Source organism: Niveispirillum sp. KHB5.9 (assembly GCF_048066115.1).
In the GTDB taxonomy this organism is placed as follows: Bacteria; Pseudomonadota; Alphaproteobacteria; order Azospirillales; family Azospirillaceae; genus Niveispirillum.
In genome coordinates this window covers 34,786-53,817 of record NZ_JBLTYX010000014.1, presented here as the reverse complement: position 1 = coordinate 53,817, position 19,032 = coordinate 34,786, and the positions used below count along the sequence as shown (strand labels likewise).

The window sequence follows — 19,032 nt, the reverse complement described above, 5'->3', positions numbered from 1 at the left end:
CCTGTGGGCGCTGGACGGCATCCCCCCTCCGCCACTATAAACGTGCGACCGATTTGAACCCTATCCATCTGGTTTTCCATGCACGACATCCGTTCCATCCGCGACAATCCCGCTGCCTTCGATGCCGGCCTGGCCCGGCGCGGCGTGGAACCGCTGTCCTCCCGCATCCTGGAACTGGATCAGGAGCGTCGCGCCTGCCAGACGCAGTCGCAGGAGCTTCAGGCCCGCCGGAACGAGGCGTCGAAGCTGATCGGTGCCTATAAGAAGGAAGGCAAGGACGCCCAACCGCTGCTGGACGAGGTGGCATCCATCAAGGAAAAGATGCCGCAGCTCGAGGAGCGCGAGAAGGAACTGGCGGCCGAGTTGGATCGCATCCTGGCCTCCTACCCCAACATCCCCGCCTCGGATGTGCCCGATGGCAAGGACGAGCATGACAATGTCGAGATCCGCCGCGTGGGCACGCCGGCCGGCATCAACAATGCCAAGCAGCATTTCGAGCTGGGGGAAGCCCTGGGCTTGATGAGCTTCGATCTGGCGGCCAAGCTGTCGGGCGCGCGCTTCACCGTGCTGCGTGGCAAGCTGGCCCGCCTGGAACGCGCGCTGGGCGACTTCATGCTGGACATCCACACCACCGAATACGGGTATGAGGAGGTGTCGCCGCCGTTGCTGGTCAAGGATGACGCCGCCTTCGGCACCGGCCAGCTGCCCAAATTCACCGAGGATCTGTTCCAGACCACCAACGGTTTCTGGCTGATCCCCACGGCCGAGGTGCCGCTGACCAATCTGGTCAATGACGCTATCCTGGATGCCGATGAACTGCCGCTGCGCCTGACCGCCCGCACGCCCTGTTTCCGGTCCGAAGCCGGCTCGGCCGGCCGCGATACACGCGGCATGATCCGCCAGCACCAGTTCTACAAGGTGGAAATGGTCTCCATCGCCACGCCGGACCAGTCGGCCACCGAACATGAGCGGATGACCGATGCCGCCGAGACGGTGCTGAAGCGTCTGGGCCTGCCGTTCCGCACCGTGACCCTGTGCGCCGGCGACATGGGCTTCACCGCCCAGAAGACCTACGATATCGAGGTCTGGTTGCCGGGGCAGGGCGCCTATCGCGAAATCTCCAGCTGCTCCAACTGCGGGGATTTCCAGGCACGGCGCATGAAGGCCCGCTTCCGCGCCAAGGGCGACAAGGCCACCCAGTTCGTGCACACGCTGAACGGGTCGGGCACGGCTGTCGGCCGCTGCCTGGTCGCCGTGCTGGAGAACTACCAGCAGGCCGACGGCTCCATCCTGATCCCCGAGGCGCTGATCCCCTATATGGGTGGCGTGGACCGGATCGCGATCAATGGCTGAGTTCGATTTCACCGACGCCCGCATCCTGGTCAGCAATGATGACGGCATCAATGCCGCCGGTCTGGCTGTGCTGGAGGCGATCGCGCGGCAGCTGACCGATGATGTCTGGGTGGTGGCGCCGGAACTGGAACAATCCGGCGCCAGCCACAGCCTGACCATGCACCGGCCGCTGCGCGTGCGGGAACTGGGGCCGAAACGCTTTGCCATTGACGGCACGCCCACCGACTGCGTGCTGCTGGCCATCAACCATCTGATGGCGGACAAGCGGCCGACCCTGGTCCTGTCCGGCATCAACCACGGGTCCAACCTGGGGGAGGATGTCACCTATTCCGGCACCATCGCCTGCGCCATGGAAGCCACGCTGCTGGGTGTGCGCGCCATCGCCATGAGCCAGCGCATGCCCCATGGCGGCCCGCCCAACTGGGCGGTGCCGGAAGCCATGGGGGCCGACGTGGTGCGCAAGGTGATGTCGGCGGACTGGCCGAAGCTTGTCCTGATGAATGTGAATTATCCGGACGTGTCTGTCGGCGATGTCACCGGCGTGCAGGTGGTCCGCCACGGCAACCGCAAGATCGGGGATGAGCTGGACGAACGGGTGGACCCGCGCGGCCGGCGCTATTTCTGGATCGGGGCCGCGCGCGGGGATGAAGATGTGCCCGCCGATACCGATGTACATGTCGTCAATCATGGCGGCGTCGCGGTCACGCCGATTTATCTGGACCTGACCCATTATGGCTGCCTGGAAGGCCTGAAAGGCGCCTTTGCATGAGCGGTGGGGCGGCGCGCAAGATCAGATTGCTGATGCTGCTGCGCCGCCAGGGGGTGACGGACGTCAATGTGCTGCGCGCGATCGAGCTGATCCCGCGCGAACTGTTCGTGCCGCGCCCCTTCCGCGACCAGGCGTATGAGGATACGGCCCTGCCCATCGGCCATGGCCAGACCATCAGCCAGCCGCAGGTGGTGGGGCTGATGACCCAGGCCCTGGAACTGACCGACCGGCATAAGGTGCTGGAAATTGGAACGGGCTCCGGATATCAGGCCGCGATTCTGGCCAAGGTGGCGCGGCGGGTCTATACGATCGAGCGCCACCGCCCCCTGGCGCTGGAGGCTGAACAAAGGTTCACGGCCCTGCGCCTGCATAATATGACGGCACGGGTGGGGGATGGGATCAAGGGCTGGCCAGAGGCGGCACCCTTTGAACGCATCCTCGTCACCGCAGGTTGCATCGGTAATCCGCCACCGGAGCTTGTGGAGCAACTGGCGGTTGGTGGTATCATGGTGATCCCGCTGGGGCCGGATCACCGGGCGCTGAATGTGGTGCGCATTCGCCGGGACGTGGATGGATTGAAGCGAGAGGTACTGTGGCCCGTCAGGTTCGTTCCCCTGCTGCCGGATGTCGCCCCGGACAGTGTGCCGGCATGATGAAGGCTGGCCGCCGCTCCGCGCGTCTGGCCCTGGCCCTGCTGGCCGGGCTGACGCTCGCCGGCTGCTCCACCGAAGGCGACCTGCCCAGCCCGGCCGCCCGTGCGCCGGCGGCATCGCCCAACAGCCTGTTCGTCTCGCGCGGCGACACGCTGTACAAGCTGGCCCAGCAATATAACGTCCCCGTCCGCGACCTGATCGAAGCCAACGGCCTGGTAGCGCCCTATGTGCTGCAGCCCGGCCAGCGCCTGACCCTGCCCACACCCAAGGTTTATACCGTCCGGCCCGGCGACACGCTCTATGGCCTGTCGCGCCAGTATCAGGTGGACATGGCGGAACTGGTGCGGCTGAACGGTTTGCAGCAGCCTTACACCCTGAAGGCCGGCCAGACCTTGCACCTGCCGGGGCAAAGCCCGGTTTCCGGTACCGCCATCGCTGCTGCCGCCCCGCCGCCGGTTCCAGTACCTGCGGCCAAGCCCGCCATGCCCGCACCCGGCCGCAAGCCCGATCTGCCACCCGCCGCCAGTTCCAGCCCCCTGGAGCGTAGCCAGCGCCCGGCCATCGAAGTGACGCCGCTTTCGCCGCCGGCCCCGGCCACGACATCCGCAGCACCTCCCGTCACCGTGGGGGGGACCGTGGCCACGCGCCCGTCGACCACGATCCCATCCGGTGCTTCGGCTGCCGGCCGCAAGGGGGTGGAGACGGAAAGCCTGGCCCCGCCGTCCCCCACACCGCCACCAGCCGTCACGCCCGACCGTCGTCCAGCCCCGGCACTCCAGCCGGCGCCCGTGGTGGAAACGCCACCCGCCCAGGTGGCCGCTGTGGCACCGCCCCCGGCCCCGCCCAAGGATGAGGTGCCGCCGGCCCGCGCCGGCAACCGTTTCCTTTGGCCCGTGCGCGGTCCCATCCTGTCGACCTTCGGGGACAAGCCGGGGGGGCTGCGCAATGACGGCATCAATATCGGCGCGCCCAAGGGCACGGCCGTGGCGGCGGCGGAGAACGGCATCGTCGCTTATGCCGGCAACCAGTTGAAATCATTCGGTAATCTGGTTCTGATCCGCCATGATGGCGGCTTCGTCACCGTCTATGCGCATCTGGACGTGATCGCGGTGGAACAGGGGCAGCGCGTGACGCGCGGCCAGGGCATCGGCACGGTTGGCCAGACCGGCAATGTCCGCTCCGCCCAGCTGCATTTCGCCGTCCGCAAGGGGGAGCAGGTGCTCAACCCCGTGGACCAACTGGAGAGATAACGGAGCCCCAAACAAAAGGGCCGGGCACCTCGATGGTGCCCGGCCCTCCTTGGATCACCCGAAGGCGATCTTACTTGTTTTCCGGCGGCGGCGTGGTCGGCGGCGTGGTGCCGTCAGCCGGGGGCGTGGTGGTGCCTTCGGCCGGAGCGGGCGGCACTTCCGCCGGGGCCGGCGCGGGCTCAGCCGGGGCCGGGGCGGGGGTCTCGGCGGCGGGGGCCGGTGCCGGGGCGGCAGCCTCTTCCTTCTTGCCGCAGGCGGCCAGACCGACAACCATCAGGCCGGCGAAAACCAGGGGAAGCACGCGCATTTGTTCGCTCCTTCGCATTATTGTGGCCGGCGACGGAGGCCCATCCCCCCGTAACCGGGTACGCTTCAACGCTCCAACCTTGAAGCCTTGAGTGTCCGTTGACAACAGGGTCGATGCGGTTTTCCCCAGGAAATGCGTATTTTCCTGGCAATCTGCTTCGATCACGGCTGCCTTGATGGGCAATATCACACTGAATTGCGGCAAACCCATGCCGCATATGGGGATTTTCAGGGGCTTAACGGCTTTTCGATTTCATTCAACCGCAGCCGCGCCTGTTCCAAAGCACCCTTCAACTGCAGCGCCGAATAGGGTTTCTGGACGAAGCCAAGGGGCCGCGTCTGGGCCACCCGCTCCATCGTATGTTCATCGGCATAGGCGGACAGGAAGATGCAGCGCACCCGCAGTTCCTGCCACAGCCGCTGGGCCACCTTCACCCCGTCGCTGGTGCCGCGCAGCCTGATATCCATCAGGGCCAGTTGTGGCCGCTCAACCTGCGCCAGGGCCAGCGCCTCATGTTCCGACGCGGCAATGCCGACGACATCATAGCCCAGTTCACTGACCGTGAGCCGGACGCCCAGTGCGACCAGCGCATCATCCTCCACGATCATTATCCTCAAGGGCGTTGGCGTGGCGGGGGATTCGGTCACTATTTTTCCTTCTACCTGGGAAACAAGGCAGGCGGTCAAACCGCATAGAGATAGCGGCACCGATCCCACGTTGATTACGGCAAGGGGCAACGGCCGACAACCCGGCCACTCGTCCAAACCTCTAGGCCAAAAGAATGTATATGGATTAAAGTGATAGTTCCAAAAAGAAACGCCCCGGATCGGATTGCGGTCCGGGGGCATTCTCCGGGCAGCTTATAGAAGTTCCGGTGATCGGCTCCGATCACCGGGCCTCGGTCGCCGCCGAACCCATTCCCGATGAGTTCCACCCATCGGGAATGGGTATTATTGGCCGGGAATCGGCGTGTACTTGCCGTTGGACCAGCGGTAGACGACATAGTCCGTGACCTTGCGGTCGCCCTTGGCGTCGAAGGACAGCGGGCCGATCACGGTGGTATAGACGCCGTCACGGATGCTCGCCGCCACCTTGTCGGCATCCGCCGACTTGGCCTTCACTGCGGCGCCGGCCCAGACCTGCACGGCGGCATAGGTGTAGAGCGTATAGGCCTCCGGTTCGAACCCGCCGGCACGGAAGCGCTTCACAACCTCCAAGGCTTCCGGCTTGTCGCGGTATTCGTTGCCGAAGGTGACCAGCGCCCCCTCGGCCGAGGTGCCGGCGATGTTCCAGAATTCCTGGTTGACGACGCCGTCGCCCGACATGAACACGGCCTTCAGTCCGGCATCGGCCATCTGGCGGACCAGCAGCCCGGCTTCGGTATGCAGGCCGCCGAAGTAGACGACATTGATGCCGGCATCCTTCATCTTGGTGACCAGGGCCGACATGTCGCGGTCGCCGACATTCACCGCGTCGAACATCGCCTCCTTCTTGCCGCCCTTGTTCAGCGCGGCGCGGGTGGCCTCGGCCAGACCGCGGCCATAGGTGGTCTGGTCATGGATGACGGCGATCTTGCCGTCCTTGTGGTTTTTGATCAGCCAGGCGGAAGCCACGTCCCCCTGCTGGTCATCGCGCCCGCAGGTGCGGAAGACGGTGGTGAAGCCCTGCTCGGTCAGTTGCGGGTTGGTGGAGGCGGGGGAGATCATGATGATTCCTTCATCCGCGAACACCTTGGAGGAGGGAATCGAGACGGCGGAATTGAAGTTGCCGAAGGCGGCCACGCCGCCCTGGGTGGCCAGCTTGTTGGCGATGGCCACGCCCTGGCTGGGATTCGATGCATCGTCCAGGTTGACCAGCACCAGCTTTTCGCCCAGCAGACCGCCCTTGGCGTTGATGTCGGCCACGGCCATCTCGGCCCCGCGGCGCATCTGCTCACCGAAAACCGCGTTGGGGCCGGTCAGCGGCGCCACCAGCCCGACCACCGTGTCGGCCAGGGCCGGCATCGCGGTCAGCATGGTCGCGGCCGTCAGCGCCGCGGTCAGGGTTTTCTTCAGGTTCATTGTCGCCGGTCTCCCATCAGGGCGTGGAACGTGGTGCAGAAGCTATCATGCGTGACCGGCCCGTCAAATCCGTAGCATGGTCGGGGTTCCGGATTTGAAGCTTGAACGGCCGTTCGCGATTTGCTATCCACCGCTCCACCGAACGGCAACCCCGTTTGGTTTTCGACATGTGCTTGCGGCCGTGGCGGAATTGGTAGACGCGCAGCGTTGAGGTCGCTGTGGGGCAACCCGTGAAAGTTCGAGTCTTTTCGGCCGCACCATGATTTCGCGATAAGCCCCGGAACAGCGATGTTCCGGGGCTTCGTGTTTTCAAAGGACCGCCCGCACCCCGGCGGCCAGCACGCGCAGCGCCGTGGCCATGGCTGCGTCCCGCTGCCGGCCCAGCAACACGATCTCCGACGGTTTCAAAGCGGGCAACCGCAGCAGGTGGCCAAGCTCCGGCAGATCTCCGCCGGCGAGCCGCCCCATCGGGGCGATGCCAAGACCTGCGCGCGCGCCGTCAGCCAGCATGGCACAACTGCCGGCCACCAGGCTTTCGCGCCACGGGATGCCCGCCTGCTCCAGGGCCCGGATGGCCTGGGCCCGCACGCCGCAGGGTGCCCCCAGGGTGGCCAGGCACAGCGGCTGCCCCGGCACATGCGCCGATGCCAGCCCACGCCAGCCCAGCGGGTCCAGCCCCAGGCTTTCCCCCTCCTGGCCGCCGGCCTCCCTGCGGATGATCACCGCATCCAGCGCCCCGGCATCGAAGGATCCGCGCAGGTTCTGGGATAGGCCCACCCGCACTTCCAGCCGGCAACGGGTGGGCAGGGAGGTCCGCAGACGCTGGAACAGCGGTCCAGCGCTCAAGCCCAGGGCATGGTCGCTGATGCCCAGCCGCAGTTCCATGCCATCGCCATCGTCACGAAAGCCAAGGGCCGCGTCATGGGCCGACAGCAGTCGGCGCGCCCGTTCCAGGAAGGCGGCCCCCTCGGCCGTCGGCACGGCACGGCGAGCATTGCGGTCCAGCAGCCGGCAGCCCAGCCGTTCCTCCAGTGCCCGCAGCCGCTGGCTGACCACCGGCTGCACCGTGCCCGCCGCCTCCGCCGCGCGCGTCAGATTGCCCAGATCGGCCGTCAGCACGAAGAGGCGGATGGATTCGAGGTCCAGCATCATAGGAATCCACTATGATATTCATATTAATCCATATGATTACATGAATGGTTCATTGATGCCAGATTGCAGTCATCACCCTTTGGATGGAGGCTTCAGATGCCGATGATCATTGTTCGTTATGTCACGCCGAACCCGCTTCCCGGGTTGGAGGACCGCATTGCAGCCGCCGTTTCCGGCTGGTCGGCCGACCATCTGGGCAAGGACCCGGGTGTGACGGCCGTACTGGTGGAGCCGGCGGCCGGCCGGAACTGGTGGATTGCGGGACGGCGCCCGGTTGATGACGGGCTGTCCGCCTTCTGGATCGATGTCAAGGTCACCGCCGGCACCAACGTGAAGGCGGAAACGACGCGCTTCGTCGAAGCCGCATTCAGCGGCATGTCCGCGCTGCTGGGGCCGACGCATGCTGAAAGCTATGTCCTGGTCCATGGGGTGGACGGTCATGCCTATGGCTATGGCGGACGAACGCAGGAGGGCCGCTGGGCCGCGGCCAATCCGGGCTGACAGGGGGAATTGGCGCGATGTGCCTTGTCAGGCCGACAGCGCCTGCCTCCGCTTCGCCTCTTCCTCTTCCTTGGCGGCGCGATAGGCATTGATGATGATCTGCACCAGGGCGCTGCAGCCGTAGGTCTCGCTGAAAATGTCATAGTTGGGCGGCAGGGTCTTCTGCACGACCGCCATGCCGGAAGGGGTGGCGAAGAAGACCCGGCCATCCATTGGATGGCGGGTCACGACGCGGGACAGCCCCTCGGTCAGGGAGAAGCTCAGGACATCGTGGAAGACGAACATGGTTTCGTCATGTCCGAACGGGATCAGGCTCTCGAAATCGGCTTCGACGGCTGCCGTTGTATGCAGACCGTCGACAAAGGCCAGATCGATGCGGCCATCGAACTCCCTGTTGATGATGTCCGCATTATTCTCAGGCGATGAGCCCTTGATCACCGTGATGTTCAGCCCTTCTTCCCGAGCGATCCGGTTCGTCCGGTCGATCCATTCGGCGGTGAAATCCTCATCCCCGATTTCGATCGCCACGACCTTGGCCTGCGGATTGATGAGCGCCAGGGCAAAGGTGCTGAAGGCGAAGCTGTTGCCGATGACGAAAATGTTGCGGATATCGCGCAGGGAACAGAGGGATTCCAGAAAATGGACCTCGCGCATGGCGATACCCAGATGATGGGTCTGGCTTCTGTTGTTCTGGTATATCCGGGTGAAGATGTAAGTATCGGAATAGACATGTTCGCTGTTCAGCTCGGACGTGATCTGAAAGCCCTGCCGATTGTAGATGTCGAACAGACGCAGCGCGATGTTGGTAGGGGTGCCCATCTTCGACCTTCCTGACATCGGGATCGGGACGTCGATCCCAGCGCTCCATCATGACAAATACCCGCACCATCAAGACAGAACCTGACGGTTACAGCCGGGGCGGTATCTATCGAACAGTTTGGTCCCAAGGCGAACCTAGCACCGGCAATAAGGCCGATCCAGCAATTTCCGGACCGGTCCACGGGCCGGTGAGGGCATGTAATTCCGGGATTCAGAGACGCCGGAAGGCAATGTTGCTGCCGGCTTCGGCCGTGCTGTTCAACAGATCGAGCGTCTGCTCCGTGCTGATCGGGTCTTCGGTGGCGTCCGGATGCAGGATGGCCTTGTATTCGAAAGAGTCCAGAAAACTCCGGAACCGTGCAATATCGAACGGCGGCTTTTCGGTCTGTTCGATCTCGATGATGCCGCCGATAAGGGCGGCGCGGACGTCATCGGGCAGCAGGCTTGCCAGAAACTCGTCATAACCCTGTGTGTCGGACTTGTAGAATATCGGCAGCCCATGCCTCAGCCATCGCCGGCTTTCCGTCACGATATCCAGAATCCGGACCTCCATCGCCGATTTGCTCCACGCGCCGGCCAGGTCATCCGATACCAGGCTGTTGTTTCCGCAATTACTGAGATCGATATGCAGGGTGGTCGAGCCCTCATGGTCGGCCAGCCCCACCATTTGCGCCGTGAAATTCTTGAAGAAACCGAGATTGTGCATCAGGCAGGAGAAATTCTCCGGCTCAGGCTCATAGGCGTAAAGATGGTGCGTATTGTTCAGCCAGCCCAGGATCTGGCGGGAGAACAGGCCGATATTCGCGCCGACATCGACGACCACGACATTGTTGTGACGTTCCATCGCCTTGCGTGCGAAGAGAAGCTGTTCGACTTCCCAATGATGGTTCACCAGCACGAATGGCGTTATCGAGAAGTCGCAACGGGTGCGGACCGTGCATTGGTCGGCGTTGGGCAGGAGATGCGCGTGGAGCCCGCGGCCCGCCCTGGGCTGGAACTCGATGTTCCGCACCCCCATTTTGAGCCGCATGAAGTCGATATGGTTGCGGGTCTCCTCGGGGGAATAGTCTACCCTGTATTCGGACGCCAACATGATGAAGCCTTCCGATGATCCGCATGGCGGCATTCCGGAACGTTCCGGACATATCGTGGTTCCCGCGGCACAGCATGCCATTCATGCGGCGTCATTGGGCAGAAAATCGTGAGCGGGTCGATCAGGCTGCCTGCCGGGAGTGAGTGATAAGATCATGAAATCCGATCTGGTACAGTGACTTAAGGAGCATTGGCCAAGGGGTGCCGTCATTGCGTGGGCTTCTCTTCGGCGTGTCGGGCGGCACGGGGCTGCCTCCCGCCCTGGGCATTGTCCTATGGCTGGACAGCGGCGTTGCTCCGGGCCTAACTAAGGGCCAATAAAAATCCGTTCAGGTTCGTTGGGAGTTCACCCTGAAATGACCGATGCCTTCCGCGACGCGGCGCTCGACTATCATCGCCTTCCCGTTCCCGGCAAGATCGCCGTAACGCCCACTAAGCCCCTGGCGACGCAGCGCGATCTGGCGCTGGCCTACTCCCCCGGCGTGGCGCATGCCTGCGAGGCCATCGTCGAGGACGAGGCGAATGCCGCCAAATATACCAGCCGCGGCAACCTGGTGGCCGTGATCACCAACGGCACGGCCGTGCTGGGCCTGGGCGACATCGGTCCGCTGGCGTCCAAGCCGGTGATGGAAGGCAAGGGGGTGCTGTTCAAGAAGTTCGCCGGCATCGATGTCTTCGATATTGAGATCAGCGAGAAGGACCCCGACAAGCTGGTCGATGTCATCGCGGCGCTGGAGCCGACCTTCGGTGGCATCAACCTGGAGGATATCAAGGCGCCGGAATGCTTCTATGTCGAAAAGAAGCTGCGCGAGCGCATGAAGATCCCGGTCTTCCATGATGATCAGCACGGTACCGCCATCATCGTGGCCGCCGCCATCACCAACGCGCTGAAGCTGACGGGCCGCGATTTCGCCTCGGTCAAGCTGGTCTGCTCCGGTGCCGGCGCCGCCGCACTGGCCTGTCTGGACCTGCTGGTCGACATGGGCCTGCCGGTGGAGAATGTCTGGGTCAGCGACATCAAGGGTGTGGTCTATCAGGGCCGTACCGAACTGATGGACCCGCGCAAGGAGCGTTACGCCAAGGCCACCAACGCCCGCACGCTGGACGACATCATCGGCGGCGCCGATATCTTCCTGGGCTTGTCCGCCCCCCGCGTCCTGACCCAGGACATGGTGAAGAAGATGGGGGAGAAGCCCATCGTCATGGCGCTGGCCAACCCGACGCCGGAAATCATGCCGGACGAGGTGAAGGCCGTGCGGCCGGAGGCCATCGTCGGCACCGGCCGGTCGGACTTCCCCAACCAGGTCAACAATGTCCTGTGCTTCCCCTTCATCTTCCGTGGTGCGCTGGATGTCGGGGCAACCACCATCAACGAGGCGATGAAGATCGCCGCCGTCAACGCCATCGCCCGGCTGGCCCAGGCCGAGGTGCATGACGTGGTGGCCATGGCCTATGGCGAGGCGCCGCCCAGCTTCGGCCCCGACTACCTGATCCCGCGCCCCTTCGATCCGCGCCTGATCCTGGAAATCGCACCCGCCGTGGCCAGGGCCGCCATGGAAAGCGGCGTCGCCACCCGCCCCATCAAGGATTTCGACGCCTATCTGGAACAGCTGGGCCAGTTCGTCTTCCGCTCCGGCCTGCTGATGAAGCCGGTCTTCGCCAAGGCCAAGGCCGATCCGCGCCGCATCGCCTATGCCGAGGGCGAGGAGGAGCGCGTGCTGCGCGCCGCCCAGCAGGTGCTGGAGGATGGTCTCGCCCAGCCGATCCTGATCGGCCGCCGCGAGGTCGTGGCGCGGCGTATCGAGAAGCTGGGCCTGCGCCTGCGCCTGGACGAGAATGTCCGCCTGATCGATCCGCAGAACGACAAGGCCTATAACGATTATTGGCAGACCTATCATCGCAAGATGGAGCGCAACGGCGTCTCGCCCGACCGTGCCCGCCAGGTTGTGCGCACCAACAGCACCGTCATCGGCACGCTGATGGTGGAGAAGGGCGATGCCGACGCCCTGATCTGCGGTACTGTCGGCCTTTACGACTGGCACCTGAAGCATGTGAACGACGTGATCGGCAGGAAGCAGGGGGCCCGCGTCATGGCGGCCCTGTCGGTGCTGATCCTCAATCGTGGCACCTTCTTCCTGACCGACACCTATGTGAATGCCAACCCGACCGCATCGGACCTGGCGGAGATCACCGATCTGGCGGCAGAGGAGGTGCGGCGTTTCGGCCTGTCGCCCAAGGTGGCGCTCTTGTCGCATTCCAGCTTCGGCAGTCATAACGACACCGCCGCCCTGAAGATGCGCGAGGCACTGCAGGCCATCCGTGCCCGTTGCGGCGATCTGGAGGTGGAGGGTGAGATGCATGCCGATGCCGCCATCGTTCCGGAAATCCGCAGCCGCATCTTCCCCAACAGCCGCCTGCAGGGCTCCGCCAACCTGCTGGTCATGCCCGACCGTGACAGCGCCAACGTTTCCTTCAACCTGTTGAAGGTGCTCGGCGACGGCCTGACGGTCGGCCCCGTGCTGCTGGGCACGGCCAAGCCGGCGCATATCCTGACCCCGTCGGTCACCGTGCGCGGCATCGTCAACATGTCGGCCCTGGCCGTCATCGATGCCCAGATGCACAGCGCTTCCACGGGTGGCGCATGAGTGATCCGGCCGATCTCCATGAACAGGATCGGCCCAAATCCTCCCCCCGCCGTCCGGTCGAGATAGAGGCCGACGGCGGGGAAGGGGAGATCGCGTCCATCAACCGCCTGCTGGACATCGATGAACTGGCGGCGGCGGCCAACGCGCTGGCCGACCTGCATCCGTCCGACATCGCCGACCTGCTGGAGCAGGCGGACGAGGAACGGCGCGAACTGCTGATCGCGCTGCTGCGCCCACAGTTCGACGCTGAAATCCTCACCTATCTCTCCGTGGACCTGCGCGACGAGGTGGTGGAACGGCTGGAGCCCAAGGCTTTGGCCGCCGCCGTCGCGGAACTGGATACCGACGACGCCGTCGATGTCATCCAGGACCTGGACGCCGACGCGCAGCTTTCCATCCTGTCCAACCTGCCGCCCGAGGCGCGGGCGCTGGTCGAGGAAGGGCTGACCTACCCCGAATATTCCGCCGGCCGCCTGATGGGCCGGCAATTCGTGTCGGTGCCGGAATTCTGGACCGTGGGTGGGCTACTGGATTATCTGCGCGCCGCCGCCACCACCGATGACAGCGAGTTGCCGGAGGAATTCTACGACATCTTCGTCGTCGACCCGATGCACCGGGTCGTGGGCAGCGTGCCCCTGTCGCGCGTGCTGCGCGCCAAGCGCGGTGTGAAACTGGCCGATATCCTGCACGAGGATATCCATCGCATCCCCGTGACCATGGACCAGGAAGAGGTGGCCCGCCTGTTCCGCAATTACGGCCTGGTCTCTGCCCCCGTGGTGGACAAGGGCGGGCGGCTGCTGGGCGTGATCACCGTCGATGACGTGGTGGACGTGATGGAGGAGGAGGCGGAGGCCGACCTTCTGGCCATGGGTGGCGTGGGTGAGGACGATCTTTACCGCGCCGTGCTGTCCACCGCGCGTTCCCGCTTCCGCTGGCTGGCCTTCAATGTGGTGACGGCGCTGATCTCCGCCACCGTCATCAACCAGTTCACCGACACCATCGCCCATGTCGTGGCGCTGGCAGCCCTGATGCCCATCGTGGCCAGCATGGGCGGCAATGCCGGGACCCAGGCATTGACGGTCGCCGTGCGCGCGCTGGCCACCAAGGAACTGACCACCTCCAACGCCGCCCGCGTGATCGGCAAGGAGGTGCTTGTCGGCCTGCTGAACGGCATGGCGCTGGCCAGCATCGTGGGCGGCATCACCTTTTTCTGGTTCGGCCATTCGTTGATGGGCCTGATCATCGCCGGTGCCATGATCATCAACCTGATCTGCGCCGGCCTGTTCGGCGGTCTGATCCCCTTCCTGCTGGACCGCATGAAGATCGACCCGGCCGTGGCGTCGGGCGTCTTCCTGACCATGATTACCGACGTGGTCGGTTTCCTGGCTTTCCTCGGCCTGGCGACGCTGATCCTTCTCTGAAGCCAGGCGTATGTGGACGGGCCGGAGAATCCGATTGAAGTCGCGCCGATATACCGTTTCGATACTGCAAACAGTTTGAGGTTCGGTTACAGAGCCGATACATATGAAGGCTGTTGTATTTTTGTACCGTTTAAAAGTTACGAAAACTATAGGTCATTTGAAACATTTGTGGCTCAATTAACCCTATCCAGTGCATTAATGCAACACTTTGGGCCAAAGATTTATCTTCGGCGCAAGCAGGCTTGTCGGGCGGCGGGTCGCGACACTTAACTGTCATAACGGCGGGCCGAGGTGTCGGACCCTGTGGCATGACCGCATGGGCCGAAAGCCCGTCGATAAGCAAAAAGGAATGCTGAGAGATGACGAACTATCGGGTTTCCAAGTCTGGCGCCCTGCGCGCCGCCCTATTGACGGGCGCGGCGGCGATGCTCCTGACCTCCGTTCCGGCCATGGCGCAGTCCAGCCAGGGCGCGAGCGAAGGTGAGTCGCTGACTGAAATCGTCGTGGTGGGCTCGCGCCTGCGCCGCGACCAATTCAATTCGCCGTCCCCGGTGCAGGTGATCAACCGTGAGGAAAGCGTCCTGGCCGGTCTGGTTTCCACCGGCGACCTGCTGCAGAGCAGCGGCATCACCAGCGGTTCGTCGCAGCTGAACAACGCGTTCGGTGGCTTCGTGACCAATGGTGGCCCGGGCGCCAACACCGTGTCGCTGCGCGGCCTGGGTGCCGGCCGCACGCTGGTGCTGATCAACGGTCGTCGCGTCATGCCGTCGGGCACGCGCGGTTCGGTCGGCTCCACCGACCTGAACACCCTGCCGAACGCCATTGTCGACCATGTCGAAGTGCTGCGTGAAGGCGCCTCCTCGATCTATGGTTCGGACGCCATCGCCGGCGTCATCAACATCGTCACCCAGAAGAACGTCGAGGGCGTGACGGCCGAAGGCCAGTTCACCCGTCCGTTCGACAATGGTGGCGAGCAGGCTCGCGCCTCCATCGTCGGCGGCACCTCGGGCGACCGCTGGCAGGTTGCCGGTTCGCTGGAATATTACCAGCAGATGAACCTGACCCTGGCCGATCGCGACTGGACCCAGTGCAACCTGGATTACCAGCGCAACCCGACCACCGGCGCCTCCACCGACTTCATCGACCCGATGACCGGCCAGCCCAAGTGCTATCCCGTCACCGGCACCGGTTCCAACGGCGTGACCATCAACACGCTGGGCACCGCCAGCATCGCCGGCATCGGCGCCCCCGGTTCGGTCAGCCCCGGCACGTCCTCGACCTTCAACCGCTGGCGTCCGAATTCCGCCATCACCGCGGGCCTGCCGGGCTTCGAAGGCGTTGGCGGCGGCACGAACAACATCAATGTCCGCGACACGTTCGATCCGCGCACGCTGAACCGTTCGCTGCTGTCCCCGGTCAAGACCTACAATTTCTTCGGCCAGGCTTCTTATCAGCTGGACGAGGAAGGTGCGGCCGAGGCCTATGCCGAGTTCCTGTACAACCGTCGTGAATCCTGGCAGACCGGCTATCGCCAGCTGTCGCTGGACTATCCGCACATGAGCGCGCTGGTCCCCACCAGCCTGCAGGGTCGCGGTACGGCCTTCGGTTCGCTGCTGCACACCGGTTCGGGCCTGCGCGCCTTCATCGGCTTCGGCAACGACCGTTCCGAGCAGGAAATCGACTTCTACAAGGGCACGGGCGGCCTGCGCGGCGACCTGACCTTCGTGCCGAACTGGCGCTATGACTTCAATGTCAGCCACGCCAATTCCGAAGGCAGCTACAAGCAGCAGTCGTTCCTGACCGACAAGATGTCGAACTCGGTCAATGTTGTCGCCGCTCCGGCTGGCTTCAACTCTGCCCTGGTCCGTCCGGGCGCCAATGGCGGCAACGTCACCTGCGCTGTCAACATCACGAACCCGGCCGAGAACTGCATCGCGGCCCCAATCCTGAACAGCGCCACCATCGGCGGCGTACTGCCGAAGGACTGGGTCAACTACGTGTTCCGCGATGTCATCGGCAACACGGAGTACCGCGAGAACACGGCCACTCTGAACATGGACGGCCCGATTTTCGAAATGCCGGCCGGTACGGTGCAGCTGGCCCTGGGTGCGGAATATCGCGAAGCCAAGATCGACGATACGCCGGATCCCAACAGCGTCGCCGGCAACCTGCTGAACCTGACGACGTCGGCCCCGACACGCGGCAAGGACAATGTGTACGAGTTGTTCGGCGAAGTGGAAGTTCCGCTGCTGAAGGATCTGCCGCTGGTCGAGGAACTGACCTTCACCGGTTCGGGCCGCTATACCGAGTATGACAGCTACGGTTCGGATTGGACCTACAAGGTGGGCGGTAACTACCGTGCGACCAAGTGGTTCTCCATCCGGTCGACCTATGGCACCTCGTTCCGCGCTCCGGCGCTGTATGAACAGTTCCTGGGCACGACCTCGGGCTTCCAGTCGTCGCAGAACGATCCCTGCAACAACTGGGGCGCTGCCGGCGTCAACGCCAACGTCAAGGCGAACTGCGCTGCCGAAGGCTTGGCACCGACCTATTCGGCCACGCAGAGCATCCAGGTCAATTCCGGTGGTGGTCGCGCCGCCGGCGTCGAAGCCGAAACCTCTAAGAATTTCGGTCTGGGCGCGGTGTTCCAGCCGGACCTGCCGGAAGAGTTCGGCGAGTTCTCGTTCGCTGCCGACTATTTCGACATCCAGATCGACAATTCGGTCTCCCGTATCGGCTACTCGGAAATCCTGACGCGTTGCTACACGTCGGCCGAGTTCCGCAACGGCGCCCCGCTGTGCCGTCTGGTTTCTGCGCGTGAAGCCGGTACCAACCGTCTGATCGTGTCCGACAGCTACACCAACATCGCTTCCTCCATCACGTCGGGTCTGGATTACAACATCCGCTACCGTACGGAAGTGGGTGAGGGCGATGTCACGCTGAATGGCCAGCTGACGCAGTTCTTCAAGCAGAAGAGCAAGACCTTCGCCGATCAGGCGTGGGACGAGTATAACGGCACCCTGAACACGCCGGAATACACGCTCAATGCCGACCTGACCTACCGCATCGACGGCTTCAGCTTCCGCTACGGTCTGGAATGGATCGCCAGCATGGACAGCTATGAGCTGCTGGGCCTGAACCCGGCGACGGATGTCCGTATCGCCAAGGTTCCGTCCTACGACCTGCATCACTTCTCCGCCCAGTACAAGGCAGAGGATTGGGGTGTGACGGTCGGCGTGCGTAACGCCTTCGACAAGCAGCCGCCGAAGATTTCGGCCGGCCTGACGGGTGCGAAGGCCACGTACAACCGTATCGGCAACTCGCCGCTGTATAGCGGGTACGACTATAACGGCCGTCGTGTTTACATGACCGTCTCCAAGTCGTTCTGATGATCATCGCCCCCGGGCTCAGGCCCGGGGGCGGTTTTCACCGCACAGATATCGAGTGGCGGGACGGGAAGGGCGCAAGCTCTTTCCCGCCCCGTTCGCCCAAAAGAAAAGCCCCGATCCCGGGTCACCCGGGATCGGGGCTTTCTACTGTCGGCCTTCCGATTTACGGGAGGCTCTTACTTTTCCTCGGCCTTGGCCGGCTCGGTCTTGGCCAGGACGCTGGTGATGGTGGGGCGCAGGACGCGCACCTGCACGCCATTGGCGATTTCCACCGTCACCTCGTCATCGGCGACCTTGACGACGGAGCCGACGATGCCGCCGCCCGTCACGACCTTGTCACCCCGGCGCAGCGCGTCCAGCATGGACTTGTGCTCCTTCAGCTTCTTCTGCTGCGGACGGATCAGCAGGAAATAGAAGACGACGAAGATCAGCACCAGCGGGGCCAGCGACATCAGGGATTCCATGCCACCACCGCCCGGCGCACCGGCAGCGGCCTGGGCATAGGCCGTGGAAATGAACATCAACTGCTCCTCAATTCTTTACATCCCGGCGGCGCCGGATGCGGGGACTATACAAGCCGCAAGGACCGTTGCAACCGAAACCGGCCACGCTGCCATGCGGCAAGCGGGCTTCGGACGCAAGCTGGCCCCATGATAGCGTGCGCGCACCTCATCTGGCCCCGCCGGCAGAACCGCGCAAGGGGCGCCACCGATATTTCGAGCGATCTTGACCATGGCCGAACAGGATATCCTGCCCCTTCTGTCCCGCATCGCCGACGCCCTGGACCGGCTGGCCCCGCCGGCCCGGCCCACGGGCGACCTGTCGGCCGCCGATGCTTTCGTCTGGCATGGCGATACCTTGTCCCTGGCACCGGTGGCCAGGGTCGCCCATGTCGATTACGACCTGCTGAAGGGCATCGACCGGCAGAAGGTGCTGCTGCTGGAGAACACATCCCGCTTCGCCCGTGGCCTGCCCGCCAACAACGCCCTGCTCTGGGGCGCGCGTGGCATGGGCAAGAGCTCCATCGTCAAGGCCGTGCATGCACGGGTGAACCGGGATGCGCCGGGTTCGCTGGCGCTGGTGGAAATCCACCGCGATGACATCCCGACGCTCGGCCGGCTGCTGGAGGTGCTGCGCGCCAGCGACCGGCGCTGCGTGCTGTTCTGCGACGATCTTTCCTTCAGCACCGATGACAGCGATTACAAGTCGCTGAAGGCGCTGCTGGAAGGCGGGATCGAGGGGCGGCCCGACAATGTCGTGCTCTACGCCACGTCCAACCGCCGGCACCTGATGCCGCGCGACATGATTGAGAATGAGCGGTCCACCGCCATCAACCCGGCCGAAGCGGTGGAGGAGAAGATCAGCCTGTCCGACCGGTTCGGCCTGTGGCTGGGCTTCCATGCCTGCGACCAGGACAGCTATTTCGCCATGGTCGAAGGTTACGCCGCCGCCCATGGGCTGGACCTGACGGTGGAACAGCTGCATGCGGCCGCCGTGGAATGGTCGGTGACGCGCGGCAACCGCTCGGGCCGCGTGGCCTGGCAGTTGATCCAGGATCTGGCGGGTGCCGCGGGCAAGAAGCTGGGCTGATCCGCTCCCGGTCGCGCCCAAACAAAAGGGC

At 64.1% G+C, this 19,032-nt stretch carries 16 protein-coding genes and 1 tRNA gene; 10 read left to right on the top strand and 7 right to left on the bottom strand.

Annotated elements, in window-relative coordinates; translation table 11 throughout:
• The first annotated feature begins 78 nt into the window (after positions 1-78).
• From serS to ACM9HJ_RS20735, 4 genes are read left to right on the top strand one after another with little or no spacing between them, the layout of a single operon-like run.
• Positions 79-1,353 (top strand): serine--tRNA ligase, encoded by a 1,275-nt coding sequence (gene serS, locus ACM9HJ_RS20750; protein ID WP_416573666.1) that lies wholly within the window; start codon positions 79-81, stop codon positions 1,351-1,353.
• On the top strand, positions 1,346-2,122 hold the full coding sequence (gene surE / locus ACM9HJ_RS20745; RefSeq protein ID WP_416573665.1) for a 5'/3'-nucleotidase SurE: 777 nt from the start codon (positions 1,346-1,348) through the stop codon (positions 2,120-2,122). The genes serS and surE overlap by 8 nt, the downstream gene beginning before the upstream one ends.
• A complete protein-coding gene (locus ACM9HJ_RS20740) occupies positions 2,119-2,775 on the top strand; it encodes a protein-L-isoaspartate(D-aspartate) O-methyltransferase (protein ID WP_416573664.1) in 657 nt (218 codons plus the stop codon). The genes surE and ACM9HJ_RS20740 overlap by 4 nt, the downstream gene beginning before the upstream one ends.
• The gene (locus tag ACM9HJ_RS20735) at positions 2,772-4,025 is read left to right on the top strand and encodes a LysM peptidoglycan-binding domain-containing protein (RefSeq protein ID WP_416573663.1); all 1,254 of its coding nucleotides are present in this window, start codon (positions 2,772-2,774) and stop codon (positions 4,023-4,025) included. Before ACM9HJ_RS20740 ends, ACM9HJ_RS20735 begins: the two co-directional genes overlap by 4 nt.
• A gap of 70 nt (positions 4,026-4,095) precedes the next feature.
• Here ACM9HJ_RS20735 and ACM9HJ_RS20730 read toward each other — a convergent pair whose 3' ends face one another.
• The 3 genes from ACM9HJ_RS20730 to ACM9HJ_RS20720 all read right to left on the bottom strand — a co-directional run bounded on the left by ACM9HJ_RS20730 (position 4,096) and on the right by ACM9HJ_RS20720 (position 6,392).
• Positions 4,096-4,332, bottom strand: coding sequence for a hypothetical protein (locus ACM9HJ_RS20730; RefSeq protein ID WP_416573662.1), 237 nt, complete (start codon positions 4,330-4,332; stop codon positions 4,096-4,098).
• Between the two features lie 227 nt (positions 4,333-4,559).
• Positions 4,560-4,979 carry a response regulator gene (locus ACM9HJ_RS20725; protein WP_416573661.1) on the bottom strand — a complete coding sequence of 140 codons (420 nt, stop codon included), beginning with the start codon at positions 4,977-4,979 and terminating at the stop codon, positions 4,560-4,562.
• A gap of 303 nt (positions 4,980-5,282) precedes the next feature.
• Complete coding sequence (locus tag ACM9HJ_RS20720; protein WP_416573660.1) at positions 5,283-6,392, bottom strand: branched-chain amino acid ABC transporter substrate-binding protein; 1,110 nt, start codon at positions 6,390-6,392, stop codon at positions 5,283-5,285.
• Between the two features lie 175 nt (positions 6,393-6,567).
• Here ACM9HJ_RS20720 and ACM9HJ_RS20715 point away from each other — a divergent pair.
• Positions 6,568-6,652, top strand: a tRNA-Leu gene (locus ACM9HJ_RS20715).
• 49 nt (positions 6,653-6,701) lie between these two features.
• Here ACM9HJ_RS20715 and ACM9HJ_RS20710 read toward each other — a convergent pair.
• Positions 6,702-7,541, bottom strand: coding sequence for a LysR family transcriptional regulator (locus tag ACM9HJ_RS20710; RefSeq protein WP_416573659.1), 840 nt, complete (start codon positions 7,539-7,541; stop codon positions 6,702-6,704).
• A 99-nt stretch (positions 7,542-7,640) separates the two neighbouring features.
• Between ACM9HJ_RS20710 and ACM9HJ_RS20705 the strand changes: the two genes are divergently transcribed.
• The gene (locus tag ACM9HJ_RS20705; protein ID WP_416573658.1) at positions 7,641-8,045 is read left to right on the top strand and encodes a 4-oxalocrotonate tautomerase; all 405 of its coding nucleotides are present in this window, start codon (positions 7,641-7,643) and stop codon (positions 8,043-8,045) included.
• A gap of 27 nt (positions 8,046-8,072) precedes the next feature.
• Here ACM9HJ_RS20705 and ACM9HJ_RS20700 read toward each other — a convergent pair whose 3' ends face one another.
• Together ACM9HJ_RS20700 and ACM9HJ_RS20695 are read right to left on the bottom strand one after the other, a co-directional pair.
• A complete protein-coding gene (locus ACM9HJ_RS20700; RefSeq protein ID WP_416573657.1) occupies positions 8,073-8,864 on the bottom strand; it encodes a class I SAM-dependent methyltransferase in 792 nt (263 codons plus the stop codon).
• Positions 8,865-9,075: 211 nt separating this feature from the next.
• Complete coding sequence (locus ACM9HJ_RS20695; RefSeq protein WP_416573656.1) at positions 9,076-9,954, bottom strand: FkbM family methyltransferase; 879 nt, start codon at positions 9,952-9,954, stop codon at positions 9,076-9,078.
• A gap of 358 nt (positions 9,955-10,312) precedes the next feature.
• Here ACM9HJ_RS20695 and ACM9HJ_RS20690 point away from each other — a divergent pair, with 358 nt between their 5' ends.
• From ACM9HJ_RS20690 to ACM9HJ_RS20680, 3 genes are all read left to right on the top strand, one after another.
• Positions 10,313-12,601 (top strand): NADP-dependent malic enzyme, encoded by a 2,289-nt coding sequence (locus ACM9HJ_RS20690; RefSeq protein WP_416573655.1) that lies wholly within the window; start codon positions 10,313-10,315, stop codon positions 12,599-12,601.
• A complete protein-coding gene (gene mgtE / locus ACM9HJ_RS20685) occupies positions 12,598-14,022 on the top strand; it encodes a magnesium transporter (RefSeq protein ID WP_416573654.1) in 1,425 nt (474 codons plus the stop codon). Before ACM9HJ_RS20690 ends, mgtE begins: the two co-directional genes overlap by 4 nt.
• A 359-nt stretch (positions 14,023-14,381) precedes the next feature.
• Positions 14,382-17,411 (top strand): TonB-dependent receptor plug domain-containing protein, encoded by a 3,030-nt coding sequence (locus tag ACM9HJ_RS20680; protein WP_416573653.1) that lies wholly within the window; start codon positions 14,382-14,384, stop codon positions 17,409-17,411.
• A 176-nt stretch (positions 17,412-17,587) separates the two neighbouring features.
• On the opposite strand, the gene yajC is transcribed toward ACM9HJ_RS20680, so the two are convergent.
• A complete protein-coding gene (yajC, locus tag ACM9HJ_RS20675; RefSeq protein ID WP_416573652.1) occupies positions 17,588-17,932 on the bottom strand; it encodes a preprotein translocase subunit YajC in 345 nt (114 codons plus the stop codon).
• Between the two features lie 211 nt (positions 17,933-18,143).
• On the opposite strand from yajC, the gene ACM9HJ_RS20670 reads away from it, so the two are divergent.
• Complete coding sequence (locus tag ACM9HJ_RS20670; protein ID WP_416573651.1) at positions 18,144-19,001, top strand: ATP-binding protein; 858 nt, start codon at positions 18,144-18,146, stop codon at positions 18,999-19,001.
• Positions 19,002-19,032: the final 31 nt, after the last annotated feature.